Source organism: Mycobacterium sp. IDUB_5 (assembly GCF_055419565.1).
Genome location: NZ_JBVAXX010000001.1, coordinates 434,352 through 449,437, shown reverse-complemented (window position 1 = coordinate 449,437; position 15,086 = coordinate 434,352). Strand labels below are relative to the sequence as shown.

The window sequence follows — 15,086 nt, the reverse complement described above, 5'->3', positions numbered from 1 at the left end:
GTGCTGGCGGCCAGCTTCCATGACAGGGGCCCGCGCATCGATGAGAGTAGGTGTCGACGCACAACGACGCAGGAGGACAGCATGGCCACCGTGAAAGCATCAGCACCGTTCACCACATCGCTGCACGACGGGGAGATCGTCGAGGAGAACGACTTCGGCTCGATGCGACGGGTGACCGCCGACAACCTGCCGACGTTGAAGAACCTGTCTATCAAGCGCGTGGTGCTCGCGCCCGGCGCGATGCGCACACCGCATTGGCACGCCAACGCCAACGAGCTCACCTACTGCGTGGCGGGGACGGCGCTGGTCTCGGTGCTCGACGACCACAGCCGATTCGCCAACTTCATCGTCACCGCGGGCCAGATGTTCCACATCGATTCCGGCGCCCTGCATCACATCGAGAACATCGGGGACGAGTCCGCAGAGTTCATCATCGCGTTCCGCAACGAGCGCCCCGAGGACTTCGGCCTCGGGGCGACGTTCGGAGCGTTCACCGATGCCGTGCTGGGCAACACCTACGACCTGCCCGCCGCCGACTTCTCGACGATCCGGCGCAGCACCGTCGACCACAAGCTGGCCGGCCGCACCGGCGACCCGCAGGTCCCGGCCTCGGCGCACTTCAGTGATCCGCACAAGTTCGACATCGAGGCCCAAGCGCCGGGGCTGAATTTTGCCAGCGGCAACGCACGCTTTGCCCGCGATCAGTTCTGGCCCGCCCTCAAGGACATCTCGATGTACAGCCTGCGTGTCACCGAAGACGGTATGCGTGAACCACATTGGCATCCGGTGACCGCGGAGATGGGCTATGTGCGGCACGGGAAAGCCCGCATGACGATGATGACGCCCGACGGCCACCTGAACACGTGGACGATGACCGCCGGCGACATGTACTTCATCCCGCGGGCCTACCCGCACCACATCGAGAACATCGGCACCGACCCGTGGCACTTCCTGATCTTCTTCGACCAGCCCTTCCCCGCCGACATCGGCTACAAGGCCTCCGCGAGTGCCTACAGCCGCGAGGTGCTGGCCGCGACGTTCCAGACCCACATCGACGAACTGCCGGCGTTCCCGTTCACCCCTGCCGACCCGCTGATCGTCAGCCGCGTGAATCCCGTCGACGCCTGACGTGTCAGCGAGCCGGCGCGATCACGTGGTTGCGTACGTGCTCGAAGACGACCTCACTGCGAACGCCGGCCACCTCTCGCCGTCCGGTCAGCGAGTCCAGCACGAAATCGCGCAGCGCTTCGGTGGACGCGACGGCGACATGGACGATCAGGTCCTCGGCGCCCGTGGTGACGAACACCTGCAGCGTCTCGGGAAGCTGTCTGACGAAGTCACGGAAGCCCTGCACGACCTGGCGTGACTGGGGGCGTAGACGCACCGTGATCATCGCCTGGACCGGACGCCCGAGGGCGGCGAGATCCGCGGTGTAGTGCACACCGCCGAGCACACCGCGCTCACGCAAAGCGCGCACCCGCTCGAGCGTGGTCGACGGTGAGAGCCCGATCTGAGTCGCGAGATCCCGATTGCTGCGCCGGCCATCTGCCTGCAATGCGGCCACGATCGCCGAATCCCATTCGTCCATGTCCGGATTGTCGCACCGAATTCCGTATGTCGTTCGGACCAGTGGCCATCAGGGGCGTGTGTTCATTACTTTGCAGCATCATGACCGAACTACTCGAAACCGACGCGACGCCATCCCGGGTCCGCCACGACACCAAGATCGCCGTCATCCTGCTCGACACGTTGCCGACGTGGCAGAAGCTCAACGTGACCGCGTTTCTGGCCAGCGGCATCGCCGCGACCGCCGGCGAGGCCATCGGCTCGGCCTACCGCGACGCCGACGGCACGCCCTACTCCCCCATGTTCGGGCAGCCGGTCATGGTGTTCGCCGCGGCGCAGGCGCAGGTGGACCGCGCGTTCGACCGGGCCATCGCCCGCGGGGTCACACTGGCGATCTTCTCCCGAGCGCTGTTCGCCACTGGTGACGACGAGGCGAACCGGGCGCAAGTGTCAGCGAGAACCAGGGCCGCGCTCGACCTCGTCGGGATCGCGGTCAGGGCCGATCGCAAGGTGGTGGACAAGATCGTCGACAGGCTCTCGCTGCACCGGTGAGCGTCGTAGGCTCTGTGCGTGCCCGAAACCAAGATCACGGTCATCTACGACAATCCGACCGATCCGACAGAGTTCGAATCTGCTTATCCCGAACAGCAATTGGAGGCGGCCAAGCGCATTCCCGGCTGGGTCAGGATGGAGACCTCCCGCGTGTGGCCCAAGGAGGACGGCAGCCCGACGCCGGCCTACCGGATGATCGACCTCTACTACTCCGACTACGACGCAGCGAGCGCCGCGGTGACGACACCTGAGGCCGGCGCGTTCTTCGAGGCGATGGCGCGGGTGTCCACCGGCGGCGTCCGCGTGCTGTTCTCCGACATCGAGATCGCACAGCACTGACGGACGGGACGGTGGCGCCGATCAAGGTGCTGGCGCACTTCGTCCCGGGTCAGCGGGCGACGGCTTTCGTTGCCCCGCACAGCGAGTGGCTGGACGTCACGTTCTGCGCCGAGGACGACGACACGACATTCTATCGTCTGCTCCCCGAGGCCGAGGTGCTGTGGCACGTGCTGCGGCCGCTGTCGGCACGCGATATCGAGCTGGGGACCCGGTTGCGTCTGGTGCACAAGCTGGGCGCCGGGGTGAACACGATCGCCGTCGACGCGGCCACCGAACGCGGCGTCGCCGTGGCCAACATGCCGGGCGCCAACGCCCCGTCGGTCGCGGAGGGCACGCTGCTGTTGATGCTCGCCGCGCTGCGTCGGCTACCCGAGCTCGACGCCGCCACCCGCGCAGGCACGGGTTGGCCACCGGACCCGAGCCTCGGTGACACCGTGCGCGACATCGGTGGCTGTACCGTCGGACTCATCGGCTACGGCAACGTGGCCAAGAGCGTGGAGCGCATCGTCGCCGCGATGGGCGCCCGCGTGGTGCACACCAGTACGCGCGACGACGGCACTCCTGGCTGGCGAACCCTGACCGATCTGCTGGCCGACAGCGACATCGTGTCGCTGCACCTACCGCTGACCGATGCCACGCACAGCCTGCTCGGTGGCGAGGCGCTGGCGGCGATGAAGTCGGGCGCGGTCCTGGTGAACACCTCCCGTGGGCCGATCGTCGACGAGTCCGCACTCGCCGACGCGCTGAGATCGGGACATCTCGCAGCCGCCGGCCTCGACGTCTTCGGCGTCGAGCCGGTAGCTCCGGACAATCCGCTGCTGGCTCTGCCCAACGTCGTGCTGACGCCGCATGTCACCTGGTACACGGCGGACACCATGCACCGCTACCTCGAGGTGGCCCTCGACAACTGCGAACGACTCCGTGACGGGAAGGACCTAGCCAACCTGGTGAACCAGGTCACAGGGTAGCCTCGAGCCAACCAACCGGTTAGCCAGCCCAATGGAGGGTTTCCCCTATGCCCATAGCCATTCTCGAAGAGCACAACGACCTGGCCGATTCGGTGCGGTCCTTCGTCGCCCGCGTCGCGCCTTCGGAGGCCTTGCACGAAGCGCTCGAAACCCCGATCCCGAATCCACCGTCCTTCTGGCGGGCCGCCGCCGAGCAGGGCCTGCAGGGTGTACATCTCTCGGAAGACGTCGGCGGGCAGGGCTTCGGGATCCTCGAGCTGGCGATCGTCGCGGCCGAGTTCGGTTACGGCGCCGTTCCCGGTCCGTTCGTGCCGTCGGCCATCGCGAGCGCACTCATCGCCGCGCACGATCCCAAGGCCGAGGTCCTCGGTGGTCTGGCTGCCGGTGAGCTGATCGCCGCGTACGCCATCGACTCGGGACTGACCGCCACTCGACAGGGCAGCGGTCTGGTGGTCCGCGGTGAAGTCCGCGCGGTGCCGGCGGCTGCGCAGGCGTCGGTCCTCGTGCTGCCGGTGGCCATCGAATCCGGCGAAGAGTGGGTCGTGCTCGACGCAGCGTCGCTCGAGGTGGAGCCGGTGCCGTCCGTGGACCCGCTGCGTCCCATCGCCCACGTTCGGGCCAACGCCGTCGAGGTCGGCGACGACCGGGTGCTCAGCGGCGTGAGCCGGGATCTCGCGCGCGCGATCATCACCACGGTGCTCTCCGCGGAATGCGTCGGCGTGGCCCGCTGGGCCACCGACACGGCATCGGCGTACGCGAAGATCCGGGAGCAGTTCGGCCGGCCGATCGGTCAGTTCCAGGCGATCAAGCACAAGTGCGCCGGGATGATCGCCGAGACCGAGCGGGCCACCAGCGCCGTGTGGGATGCCGCCCGTGCGATCGACGAAGAGCTGCAGGGCAATTCGGAGAAGGCGAGCTCCTTCGAGTTCGCCGCAGCCGTCGCAGCCACGCTCGCACCCGTCGCCGCACAGCACTGCGCGCAGGACTGCATCCAGGTCCACGGCGGCATCGGTTTCACGTGGGAGCACGACACCAACGTCTACTACCGGCGGGCCATCGTGCTGGCGGCCGCGTTCGGCCGTCATGCCGACTACCCGCAGCAGGTCGTCGACACCGCGACGGCGACGGGAATGCGTTCGATCGACATCGACCTCGATCCGGACACCCTGAAGCTGCGCGAAGAGATTCGCGCCGAAGTCGCTGCGCTGAAAGCGATTCCGAAAGAAGAGCGCAACACGGCGATCGCCGAGGGCGGCTGGGTCCAGCCGCACCTACCCAAGCCGTGGGGCCGTGCGGCCAACCCGGTCGAGCAGATCATCATCGCCCAGGAGTTCTCCACCGGCCGGGTCAGGCGCCCGCAGATGGGCATCGCCGCCTGGATCATCCCGTCGATCGTCGCGTACGGCACGGAAGCTCAGCAGCAGCGATTCCTGCCTCCCACGTTCCGGGGCGAGATGATCTGGTGCCAGCTGTTTTCCGAGCCCGGCGCGGGATCAGATCTGGCGAGCCTGACCACCAAGGCCACCAAGGTCGACGGCGGCTGGCGCATCACCGGTCAGAAGATCTGGACCACCGGGGCGCAGTTCTCGGCGTGGGGCGCGCTGCTGGCAAGAACGGACCCGAGCGCCCCGAAACATCAAGGCATCACGTACTTCCTGCTCGACATGGCCTCCGAGGGCGTCGAGGTCAAGCCGCTACGTGAGCTGACCGGCAACGCGATGTTCAACACGGTCTTCATCGACGACGTGTTCGTGCCCGACGACATGGTGCTCGGCGAGGTCAACCGCGGCTGGGAGGTCAGCCGCAACACGCTGACCAACGAGCGCGTCTCGATCGGCAGCAGCGAACCGCCGTTCCTCGCCAGCCTCGACCAGTTCGTCGAGTTCGTGCGCGACGGCCACTTCGATCAGATCGAACAGAACGAAGCGGGCCGGCTGATCGCCGAGGGCCACGCGGCCAAGCTGCTCAACATGCGCTCGACGCTGCTGACCTTGGCCGGCGGCGACCCGATGCCGGCCGCCGCGATCTCCAAGCTCCTGTCGATGAAGACCGGTCAGGGCTACGCGGAGTTCGGGGTGTCCTCGTTCGGCACCGACGCCGCCATCGGCGACCAGAGCCAGCTGTCGGGTAAGTGGGCGGAGTACCTGCTGGCCGGGCGCGCGACGACGATCTACGGCGGCACCTCGGAGGTGCAGCTCAACATCATCGCCGAGCGTCTGCTCGGACTGCCGCGCGATCCGTAGATCCACCGGCGAATCAAACCCGATTGAGACGCTGCTAACAGTGCGTGCTTTTGCAAGCGCTAGTGGGCACCCTGCAAGCAGGCCCGAACACACCCTCGCCGCACCGCGGACAGGGCCCGCTCTTGACCTCAGGTGGCGCGGCGGAACGAAAGGAAAGCTCATGGCAGACAGCACCAGCGGCCCCATCGCAGCTCTGCGCGCCCTCGTCGACGGCAGCATCGGCCTGTCCAAGCAGGTGATCGGCATCCTGATCGACAACGACCGACTGCAGGAGCAGGGCGAGGCCCAGCAGCAGAAGGCTCGCGCCCTGAAGGACGTGGCGCAGAAGGAAGCCGAAGCCGAGGCGGCCCGTGCCGAGGCGAAGACCCAGGAGGCCCGTCAGAAGGCCGCCAGCAAGTCCTGATTCACACAGCCTGACGACAGCGGTCCCTGACGACAGTCGGGGGCCGCTTTCGTCTCTGTTCCGACGTTTTCCGGCAGCCCTGCCGGGAACCCGACTGGCATGTCCAACGACCGTGACTTCGCGGAGAAGCGGTTGGCCACGCCGGGCACAGTACGCGCGGCGGTCACCTACGCCGCCGTCGTCGTCGCCGTGGCCGGCATGGCGTTCGCGTTCTACGCTTTCGGCGCGCGCGACTCCGTCTACGCCGCATCGCTGGTGCCGTTGTTCCTGTTCCTCGGAGGAGTGGGCGCTCTGGTACGGACCTATCGCGAGTGGAAGGCCGAGCGGGGCTGGGCAGCCTGGCAAGCTGCCGGCTGGTTTCTGCTGCTGCTGATGCTCTTCACCCTCGCCGTGCCGGGGTCGGCGATCATGGCCGGCGCGGTGAAATGACCCCGGCTCAGGGGAGAATCGCGTCGACGTAGCCGCCGTCGACCCGCAGCGCTCCACCAGTGGTCGCCGACGCCAGGGGTGAGGCGAGATAGACCACCATGTTGGCGATCTCCTCAGGTTCGATCAGCCGCTGGATCAGCGACTGCGGGCGGTGCAGGCGCATGAACTCGCGCTGCGCCTCGTCCCACGGCAGGGACGTGTCGACGAGTTGGTACACGAAGTCCTCGACCCCCGCGGTGTGTGTCGGACCTGCGATCACCGAGTTCACCGTCACCCCGCTGCCTGCCGCGTCCTTGGCGAACCCGCGCGACAGTGCCAGCAGCGCGGTCTTCGAGACGCCGTAATGGATCATCTCCGCGGGCGTGACGACGGCCGAATCGCTGGCGATCTGCAGCACGCGGCCCCAGCCGCGGTCCATCATGCCGGGCAGGTAGAGCCGGATCAGCCGGGCCGCGGCCAGCACGTTCACCTCGAAATAGGTGCGCCACTGCTCGTCGGTGATCTCCCGCGCCGGTACGGCGCCGAAGATCCCGAGGTTGTTGACCAGGATGTCGACATCCGGTACCTCGGCGAGCAGCGCCTGAGCGCCGTCGGCATCGGCGACATCGGCCGCGACCCCGAGGACATCTCCGTCGATGCCGGCGACCGCGGCGTCGACGCGATCACGGCTTCTGCCATTGACCACCACGCGCGCGCGCGCCGAGGCGAGGCCCTGCGCGATGGCCAACCCGATGCCCTGGGTGGAGCCGGTGACGAGAGCGGTCTTTCCAGTCAGGTCGATGTTCACGAAGCTGTACTACCACCGGCGCGCGCCGGCTATTCCAGGCCCGTCAGTCGACGTCCATCTCCCGCAGCTCGCGCTTGAGGATCTTTCCGGTCGGGTTGCGCGGCAGTTCGTCGAGGAAGATCACCTCGCGCGGCACCTTGTACCGGGCCAGGTTCTCCTTCACATACGCCTTGATCGCATCCTCGTCGATCGACGCGCCCTCGGCCTTGACGACGAAGCACCGCAGCCGGTGGCCCCACTCCTTGTCCTCCACCCCGAGCGCGGTGGCCTCAACCACCTCCGGGTGTCCGCTGACGAGGTCTTCGACCTCGGCGGGGAAGACGTTCTCTCCGCCCGAGACGATCATCTCGTCGTCGCGACCGCTGACGTAGAGCAGGCCGTTCTCGTCGAAGTAGCCGACGTCACCGGAAGACAGCAGCCCGTCGATGATCTGCTTGCCGCCGCCACCGGTGTATCCCTCGAACGGGAAGAAGCTGCCGACGAAGATGCGGCCGACCTCGCCCTGCGGCAACTCCTTGCCGTTGTCGTCGAAGATCTTGACCTTCATCCCCTTGACGACAGGTCCGACAGTCGCGGGATTGATCGAAAGATGCTGCGGCCCGGCGATTGTCGCAAACGACACCTCGGTGGAACCGTAGAGGTTGTAGATCACCGGGCCCAGCGCCTTGAGCGCACGTGTCGCCAGTTCGGCGCCGAGCTGCGAGCCGGAGACGAACACGATGCGCAGCGAGGACAGATCGGGTTTCGGCGACATCTTGTCGAGCTCGTCGAGCATCCGGGACAGCATGACCGGCACCACGACGACCGCGGTGGCCTTGTGCTTCTCGATGTCAGCGAGCACCGTGGCCGGCTTGAAACGCCTGCGCAGCACCAGCGTCGTCCCGAGCATCATCGCGACCGTTGCGTGCAGGAACCCCAGCGCGTGGAACATCGGCGCGGGCAACGCCGTCACTTCGCCGCCCTTGAACGGAACCGAGGACAGCACACCGCCGATCGGTGCCAACGACGGTGGGGCATTTCGGTTGGCACCCTTCGGCGTTCCCGTGGTGCCGCTGGTCAAGATGATGATCGACGAGTGCTTGGTGACCTTCGGCGGCGGCACCGACCCGGTGCGGGCGATCAGTTCCTCGAGGGTCTCGTCGGTGCTGCCCGACGGCTCGTCCTTGTCCGGGTTGACGCCGAGGGCGCGCAGCTTGCCGAGCGCGGGTTCAGCTTGGGAGACCGCGGCGGTGTACTCGTCGTCGTAGATGACCAGCTTGGCGCCCTCGCGCTCGGATACCTCTTTGATCTGCGGCCCGGAGAACTCGCTGTTGAGAAGGATGATGCGGGCACCCGTCTTCGCCACGCCGAACCACGACACCAGGAACCAGCGGTGGTTACGGGCCAAGATCGCGACGCCGTCGCCCCCTTTGACGCCCTTGGCGAGCAGTCCGTTGGCGACCGCGTTGGCCGCGTCGTCCAGTTCCTTGAACGTCATCTCACCGAAGTCGTCGATCACCGCGATGGCATGCGGGGTGCGCCGGGCGTTGAGCGCGGGGATCATGCCGATCTCGCCCCAGCGGCGGATGTCGGCGAGGAACGCGGCGATGTCCTGGGGCGGTTCGAGTTTCAGTGCACCCGCCTGGAACATCTTGCGGGCGTAGTGCAGCTCGGCCGTGCCGCGATCCCAATAGATCTCCGCGGACTGAGTGAATTTGCCGAACGCCTGGGCGGCCAGGTCGGTGAGCGTGGACATGGACTCAACTTTATGTGACGCGGCTCGCAGACCGGTCTGGAACCTACGATGAGGGAATGGCTGCTCGGGAGTCTTTCGAGATCGGCGGGCAGCAGGTGCCGATCACCCATCCGGACAAGATCGTGTTTCCCGATCTGGACGTGACCAAGGGCGCGCTGATGGAGTACTACGCGGCCGTCGCCGAGGGCGCGTTGCGCGGCGTGGCCGACCGCCCGATGATCCTCAAACGATTCGTCAAAGGCATCACCGAGGAGGCGGTGTTCCAGAAGCGGGCTCCGCAGAAGCGCCCCGACTTCGTCGACGTCGCCGAGCTGAAGTACGCGTCGGGGACGTCGGCGGCGGAAGCAGTGCTGAGCAGCCCGGCCGGTCTGATCTGGGCGGTGAACCTCGGCTGTGTCGACTTCAACCCGCACCCCGTGCGAGCCGACGACCTCGACCACCCGGACGAACTGCGCGTCGACCTCGATCCGATGCCAGGCGTCGGGTGGCGACAGATCCTCGACGTCGCATTCGTGGCCCGGGAGGTGCTCGAGGACCACGGCCTGGTGGCGTGGCCGAAGACGTCCGGGTCTCGCGGCTTCCACATCTATGCGCGCATCGACCGGCGCTGGCCGTTCAAGCAGGTGCGGCTGGCGGCCGAGACCGTCGCCCGCGAGGTGGAACAGCGCGCCCCCGAATCCGCGACCGCCCGGTGGTGGAAGGAGGAACGCCACGGCGTCTTCGTCGACTTCAACCAGAACGCCAAGGATCGGACCGTGGCCTCGGCGTACTCGGTACGCGCCACTCCAGACGCCCGCGTGTCGACACCGCTGTTCTGGGATGAGGTCGCCGACTGCCGTCCCGAGGAGTTCACGATCGCCACGGTGCCCGGCCGGCTCGCCGAGCAGGGCGATCCATGGGAGGGCATGGACGACACTTCGGGCGGACTGGAGTCTCTGCTGGAGCTCGCGGAGCGTCTCGGCCCTGCAGAGAAGGCCCCCCGAGGCACGCACCGCGTCACCGACGGTCGGCGCCACTCGACGAAGCCACTGATCGAGATCGCCAGGACCAAGACCAAGGACGAGGCGATGGCTGCGCTGGCGCAGTGGCGAGACATGCACCCGCAGGCAGCCGAGAAGCTCACTCCGACAGACGTTCTCGTCGACGGGATGCGAGGCCCGAGCTCGATCTGGTACCGCATCCGCATCAACCTCGAACACGTGCCCGAATCGGCGAGACCCGACCAACAGGAGCTGCTCGCCGACTACAACCCGTGGGCCGGATACACCGGTTCGCAGCAGCAGCGCCGCGGTTGAAAGTTACCGGCGAGTTTGCTAGCCGGTCTGAAAGCAGTTCTTACCGAAGTATTAGTCGTTACTCCCCACGGCCTTAAATTGGCTCATTACCTTGAGTCATATCAGGTCCGACGACGGACCCGATCAAGCACATGATCGAGGGAGGCGGCAATGTACGGCAATCCGACGTTCGATTGCGGTGGCGCCGAGATTCGTGCGCACTGTCGCCAGTTGGCCACCGTGGTCACGATCACGGGTGCGCTGGGCGACGCTGACATCGCCCGCGCCACCGAGTACACGCGCCGCTTCGTCCTCACGGAGAAGCCGTTCGTGCTCGACCTCAGCGCCGTCACATCGTTTGACGCTGAGGCACTTTCACTCCTGTTCGCCGTGGACGACGCATGCAGCGCGGCCGGCGTGGAATGGTCCATGGTGGCCAGCCGCCCGGTCGAGCAGACCCTACGGGCCCATGGCATCGACTTCGACGCGGCCGGCTCTGTTCCCGAGGCTCTCAATCACTTCGCCGATGCAATGGTCGCTCGGCGTCAGCTTCTCCCCCTACTCACCAAGACTGCGTAAGGATCACTGTGTTACTTGATGTTCGGTGGCTCCGTTACCTGCTTCAGCGCCATCACCGGTCCGAACTGGAACGTCGGGCACTCACTGCCGGCTAGACGATCCGCGGTCGCCGGTTAAGGTGCTCGTATGGGCACTGCCGCCGTCGATGCTGACCGGGTAGCCAAGGCCGCGCACGAGGTGGTGGCCGAGCACGATCCGCGCTCGGTGCCGATACCGCAATTCCTCGGAGCCTGCTACGACGCCGGATTGTCCTGGGTCCACTTTCCCGAAGGATTCGGTGGGCTCGGCGCATCGCGCGGCCTGCAGGCCGTGGCCGACCGCATCCTCCAGGGCGCCGGCGGTCCCGTCCCCCTCGGCCTCAATCCGATGGGCTACGGCATGGCCGCACCCACCATCCGCGAGCACGCGCAGACCGACGACGTCCGCCGCGAACTGCTTCGGCCGCTGGCCACCACCGAGCACATCTGGTGCCAGTTGTTCTCCGAGCCCGGTGCAGGCTCCGACCTCGCGGGGCTCGCAACATCCGCCGTCCCCGACGGGGACACCTGGGTGGTCAATGGTCAGAAGGTGTGGACCAGCCTGGCGCACCGGGCCCGCTGGGGGCTGTTGCTCGCCCGCACCGATCCGGATGCACCGAAGCACAAGGGTTTGACCTACTTCGTCGTCGACATGCACGGCCCCGGCGTCGAGACCCGGCCGCTGCGGCAGATGACCGGTCACGCCGAATTCAACGAGGTCTACTTCGGCGACGCCCGGATCCCCGACACCCACAGGCTGGGTGCGATCGGTGACGGCTGGCGCGTGGCGATGACGACGTTGATGAACGAACGCAGCGCCCTGGGAGCCAGCGGGAGTCGACGCGGCGCGGGAACCATCGCCGATGCGATCGCGCTGTGGTCTTCCCGACCGGAGCGGCAGACCGCTGTGCTTCGCGACCGCCTCACGAGCCTCTGGCTGCGGGCCGAGGCGCAGCGGCTGACCTCGGAGCGGTCCCGCGCCTCAGCCACCGTCGGCGGACCGGGTCCGGAAGGGTCGATCGGCAAGCTCGTCGGCGCCGAGCTCAATCAGCACATCTACGAGTTCTGCATGGACTTCCTGGGGCCTGAAGGCCTGCTGTACGACGGGTACGGCGCCGGCGACGGCGATCCCGACGACTACCGCGGACCCATTCAGCAGCGCTTCCTGCGCAGCAGGGCCAACACGATCGAAGGCGGCACGTCAGAGGTGATGCGCAACATTCTCGGGGAGCGGGTGCTCGGCCTGCCGGGTGATCTGCGGGCGGATGCGGGGATGGCGTGGAAGGAGATTCCGCGTGGCTGAGGAGCTTGCGGATCAGCCCAAGGGCACGGCTGATCCGGAAGTGTCGGCGGGCGACGAGTTCGTCTTCACCGACGAGCAGCAGCAGCTGCGCGCGGCGGTGCGGAAGTTCTGCGCCGATCAAATCGACGAAGGCGCGATCCGCGCGGTCATGGAGTCTGATCCGCCGTACGACCCCGCGGTGTGGGCGCGATTGGGCACCGAGCTGGGCGTGCTGGGGTTGGCGGTGCCCGAGTCCGCCGGCGGCGTGGGCGGGACCCTGATCGACCAGGCGGTCGCGATCGAGGAGCTCGGCGCGGCGCTCGCGCCGGGTCCCCTGTTCGGCACCGTGTACCTCGCAATCCCCGCGCTCGTCGCGGCATCGGCGTCGTCTGATCTGCTCGATGCGCTCGCCGACGGCACGCGGACCGCCGCGTTCGCGATCGGAGAGATCGCGGCCTCCCCGGCGGGTGAAGGATGGAGCCTCACCGGCACCGTGGAGCGGGTGGTCGACGCCGGCAGCGCCAACGTCCTGCTCGTCGCGGCCGATGGCCCCGATGGCACCGCACTGTTCGCCGTCGACACGGATTCGGCTGCGGTGCAGCGGGTTCCGCTGACGACGCTGGACCCCACCCGGCCGCAGGCCACGGTGACGCTGTCCGACGCACCCGCGCGGCTGATCACAGACCCGGACGACGCGGAACGGGTGATCGCCCACGCGCTGCATGTGGGCTCGGCTCTACTGGCGGTCGAACAGGTCGGGGCGGCGCAGCACCTGCTCGATCTGACCGTCGACTACGCGAAGAACCGTCTGCAGTTCGGTCGACCGATCGGCTCATTCCAGGCGATCAAGCATCGCCTGGCCGACGCACTGGTCGCGGTCGAGCACGCTCGCTCGACCGCGTATCACGCGATCTGGGCGCTGACCCACGGCACCGACGATCCGGACCTGGCCGTCAGTATCGCCCAGGCTGTGTGCTCGGCCGCCCTCACCCGCGTCGCCAACGACACCATCCAGGTGCACGGCGGTATCGGATTCACCTGGGAGCACCAGGCCCATCTCTACTACAAGCGGGCCTACACCAACGCTGCGCTGCTGGGCAGCGCAGAGGAACACCGTGCTCGGGTTGCCGAGCTCGTGCTCGACGTCGTGACCGACAAGCCGGGACCGCGCGTCGCCACCGGCGCACGTTGAGAGGGGACGGAAATGGCTAGAAGGCGACAACTTCTGGGAGCGGCGGTGATCGCGGGGGCTCTCGCGATGCCGGTGATCGCTCTCTCCGCGGCCCCCGGCGCCGTCGCGCAGCCCCCGGGGTCGTGCCCGCCCGGCCAGACAGGCGTCATCTACGGGTGCACGCCGTTCTGTCTGCCAGGTAAGGCACTCGACCTGAACACGGGTCTGTGCATGCCGGTGGCACCGCCGCCACCGGCGGCGCCGACGTCCCAGTACTGAGCCGCCGATGAACCGAGTGGACCGCTTCTTCGAGATCACGGCCCGCCAGTCGACGGTGGGCACCGAAATTCGTGGCGGCGTGGTCACGTTCATCGCGATGGCCTACATCATCGTGCTGAACCCGATCATCCTGTCGAGCCCGAAGGACGTCAGCGGGCAGTCGTTGGACTTCGCGCAGGTGTCGGCCACCACGGCGCTGGCCGCGGGCGTGATGACGATCCTGTTCGGGTTGATCGCGCGACTGCCGTTCGCGTTCGCCGCGGGTCTGGGCATCAACTCGTTCCTGGCCACCACGGTCGTCGGTGAACTCACCTGGGCCGAGGCGATGGGTCTCGTCGTCATCAACGGTGTCATCATCGTGCTGCTCGCCGTCACCGGGTTGCGCCGGCTCATCTTCGATGCGGTGCCGATGGCACTGAAACTCGCCATCACCGCGGGTATCGGTCTGTTCATCCTGTTCATCGGGCTGGTCGACTCCGGGTTCATATCCTCGACCAAATCGCCCTCTCCCCCAGTCGGATTGGGCGCCGGCGGCCTGGGGTCCCTCACGACCGTGCCGACACTGGTGTTCATCCTCACGCTGCTGTTGACGGGCATCCTGGTCTCCCGCCGGGTGCGGGGCGGCATCCTGATCGGCCTGGTGGCCGGCACGGTTCTGGCCGTCATCATCGAAGCCATCTGGCACCTCGGCTCGGCCACCGAGAAGCCGGGCGGGTGGTCACTGTCGGTGCCCGCACTGTCCGGATCCCCTTTTGCGGTGCCCGATCTCGGGTTGGTCGGAGAGTTCAGCCTGGCCAGCTTCAGCCGTATCGGCGTGATCGCCGCGGTGGTCCTCATCTTCACGCTGGTGTTCGCGAACTTCTTCGACGCGATGGGCACGATGACCGGTCTGTCTCGCGAGGCCGGACTGTCCGACGCGCAGGGCAATTTCCCGCGCCTGCGGGCCGCGCTCGTCGTCGAAGGCGCCGGCGCGGTGGTCGGCGGCGCGACGTCATCGTCGTCGAACACGGTGTTCATCGAGTCCGGCGCGGGTATCGAGGAAGGCGCTCGCACCGGACTGGCCAACCTGGTCACCGGCGTGCTGTTCCTGGCGGCGATGTTCGTGTCTCCGTTGGCGTCGATCGTGCCGACGGAGGTGGCCGCGGCCGCACTCGTGATCGTCGGCGCGATGATGGTCTCGCATCTGCGCCACATCGACCTCTCGGAGTTCTCGGTCGCGCTGCCCGTCGTCCTCACCGTGGCCGTGATGCCGTTCAGCTACTCCATCGCCAACGGTATCGGCGTCGGGTTCATCTCCTGGGTGGTGATGCGCACGGCCGCGGGCAAGGCACGCGAAATCAGCCCGCTGCTCTGGGTGGTGGCAGTCGGGTTCGTGATCTACTTCGCCCGCACACCGATCGAATCGTTGCTCGGCGTCTGACGGGGGACCAGCGGTCCGTCGTCGCGCGAAGCCGCGCTCGCT

General features: G+C 67.3%; 16 protein-coding genes. 13 read left to right on the top strand and 3 right to left on the bottom strand.

All coding sequences use genetic code 11. From position 1 onward, the window contains the following. Positions 1 to 81: 81 nt before the first annotated feature. Positions 82 to 1,128 (top strand): cupin domain-containing protein, encoded by a 1,047-nt coding sequence (locus ACZY1G_RS02210; RefSeq protein ID WP_463821469.1) that lies wholly within the window; start codon positions 82 to 84, stop codon positions 1,126 to 1,128. A 4-nt stretch (positions 1,129 to 1,132) separates the two neighbouring features. Here ACZY1G_RS02210 and ACZY1G_RS02205 read toward each other — a convergent pair whose 3' ends face one another. Next, positions 1,133 to 1,588: an Lrp/AsnC family transcriptional regulator gene (locus ACZY1G_RS02205; RefSeq protein WP_463813398.1), complete on the bottom strand. Its 456-nt coding sequence runs from the start codon at positions 1,586 to 1,588 to the stop codon at positions 1,133 to 1,135. Positions 1,589 to 1,668: 80 nt separating this feature from the next. On the opposite strand from ACZY1G_RS02205, the gene ACZY1G_RS02200 reads away from it, so the two are divergent. The 6 genes from ACZY1G_RS02200 to ACZY1G_RS02175 all read left to right on the top strand — a co-directional run bounded on the left by ACZY1G_RS02200 (position 1,669) and on the right by ACZY1G_RS02175 (position 6,500). Continuing rightward, on the top strand, positions 1,669 to 2,118 hold the full coding sequence (locus tag ACZY1G_RS02200; protein ID WP_463821468.1) for a DUF2000 family protein: 450 nt from the start codon (positions 1,669 to 1,671) through the stop codon (positions 2,116 to 2,118). A gap of 18 nt (positions 2,119 to 2,136) precedes the next feature. Continuing rightward, complete coding sequence (locus ACZY1G_RS02195) at positions 2,137 to 2,457, top strand: EthD family reductase (protein ID WP_463813396.1); 321 nt, start codon at positions 2,137 to 2,139, stop codon at positions 2,455 to 2,457. A 20-nt stretch (positions 2,458 to 2,477) separates the two neighbouring features. Further along, positions 2,478 to 3,425 carry a 2-hydroxyacid dehydrogenase gene (locus ACZY1G_RS02190; RefSeq protein WP_463821779.1) on the top strand — a complete coding sequence of 316 codons (948 nt, stop codon included), beginning with the start codon at positions 2,478 to 2,480 and terminating at the stop codon, positions 3,423 to 3,425. Between the two features lie 47 nt (positions 3,426 to 3,472). Then, entirely contained in the window at positions 3,473 to 5,668 is a 2,196-nt protein-coding gene (locus ACZY1G_RS02185; RefSeq protein ID WP_463821467.1) for an acyl-CoA dehydrogenase, read from the top strand. A 160-nt stretch (positions 5,669 to 5,828) separates the two neighbouring features. Continuing rightward, positions 5,829 to 6,071 carry a microaggregate-binding protein 1 gene (mbp1, locus tag ACZY1G_RS02180; RefSeq protein ID WP_463813394.1) on the top strand — a complete coding sequence of 81 codons (243 nt, stop codon included), beginning with the start codon at positions 5,829 to 5,831 and terminating at the stop codon, positions 6,069 to 6,071. Positions 6,072 to 6,170: 99 nt separating this feature from the next. Continuing rightward, the gene (locus tag ACZY1G_RS02175) at positions 6,171 to 6,500 is read left to right on the top strand and encodes a hypothetical protein (RefSeq protein WP_463813393.1); all 330 of its coding nucleotides are present in this window, start codon (positions 6,171 to 6,173) and stop codon (positions 6,498 to 6,500) included. A 7-nt stretch (positions 6,501 to 6,507) separates the two neighbouring features. Here ACZY1G_RS02175 and ACZY1G_RS02170 read toward each other — a convergent pair whose 3' ends face one another. Further along, a complete protein-coding gene (locus tag ACZY1G_RS02170; protein WP_463821466.1) occupies positions 6,508 to 7,287 on the bottom strand; it encodes an SDR family NAD(P)-dependent oxidoreductase in 780 nt (259 codons plus the stop codon). A 43-nt stretch (positions 7,288 to 7,330) separates the two neighbouring features. Next, complete coding sequence (gene fadD2 / locus ACZY1G_RS02165) at positions 7,331 to 9,022, bottom strand: long-chain-fatty-acid--CoA ligase FadD2 (protein WP_463821465.1); 1,692 nt, start codon at positions 9,020 to 9,022, stop codon at positions 7,331 to 7,333. 56 nt (positions 9,023 to 9,078) lie between these two features. On the opposite strand from fadD2, the gene ACZY1G_RS02160 reads away from it, so the two are divergent. The 6 genes from ACZY1G_RS02160 (at position 9,079) to ACZY1G_RS02135 (ending at position 15,044) form a co-directional block, all read left to right on the top strand. Then, complete coding sequence (locus ACZY1G_RS02160; protein ID WP_463821464.1) at positions 9,079 to 10,317, top strand: DNA polymerase domain-containing protein; 1,239 nt, start codon at positions 9,079 to 9,081, stop codon at positions 10,315 to 10,317. Positions 10,318 to 10,467: 150 nt separating this feature from the next. Continuing rightward, positions 10,468 to 10,875, top strand: a complete 408-nt coding sequence (locus ACZY1G_RS02155) for an STAS domain-containing protein (protein WP_463813389.1) — start codon at positions 10,468 to 10,470, stop codon at positions 10,873 to 10,875. Positions 10,876 to 11,001: 126 nt separating this feature from the next. Next, positions 11,002 to 12,195, top strand: coding sequence for an acyl-CoA dehydrogenase family protein (locus ACZY1G_RS02150; RefSeq protein ID WP_463821463.1), 1,194 nt, complete (start codon positions 11,002 to 11,004; stop codon positions 12,193 to 12,195). Then, entirely contained in the window at positions 12,188 to 13,366 is a 1,179-nt protein-coding gene (locus ACZY1G_RS02145; protein WP_463813387.1) for an acyl-CoA dehydrogenase family protein, read from the top strand. Before ACZY1G_RS02150 ends, ACZY1G_RS02145 begins: the two co-directional genes overlap by 8 nt. Positions 13,367 to 13,378: 12 nt before the next feature. Continuing rightward, positions 13,379 to 13,624 carry a hypothetical protein gene (locus tag ACZY1G_RS02140; RefSeq protein ID WP_463813386.1) on the top strand — a complete coding sequence of 82 codons (246 nt, stop codon included), beginning with the start codon at positions 13,379 to 13,381 and terminating at the stop codon, positions 13,622 to 13,624. Between the two features lie 7 nt (positions 13,625 to 13,631). Further along, entirely contained in the window at positions 13,632 to 15,044 is a 1,413-nt protein-coding gene (locus tag ACZY1G_RS02135) for an NCS2 family permease (protein WP_463813385.1), read from the top strand. Positions 15,045 to 15,086: the final 42 nt, after the last annotated feature.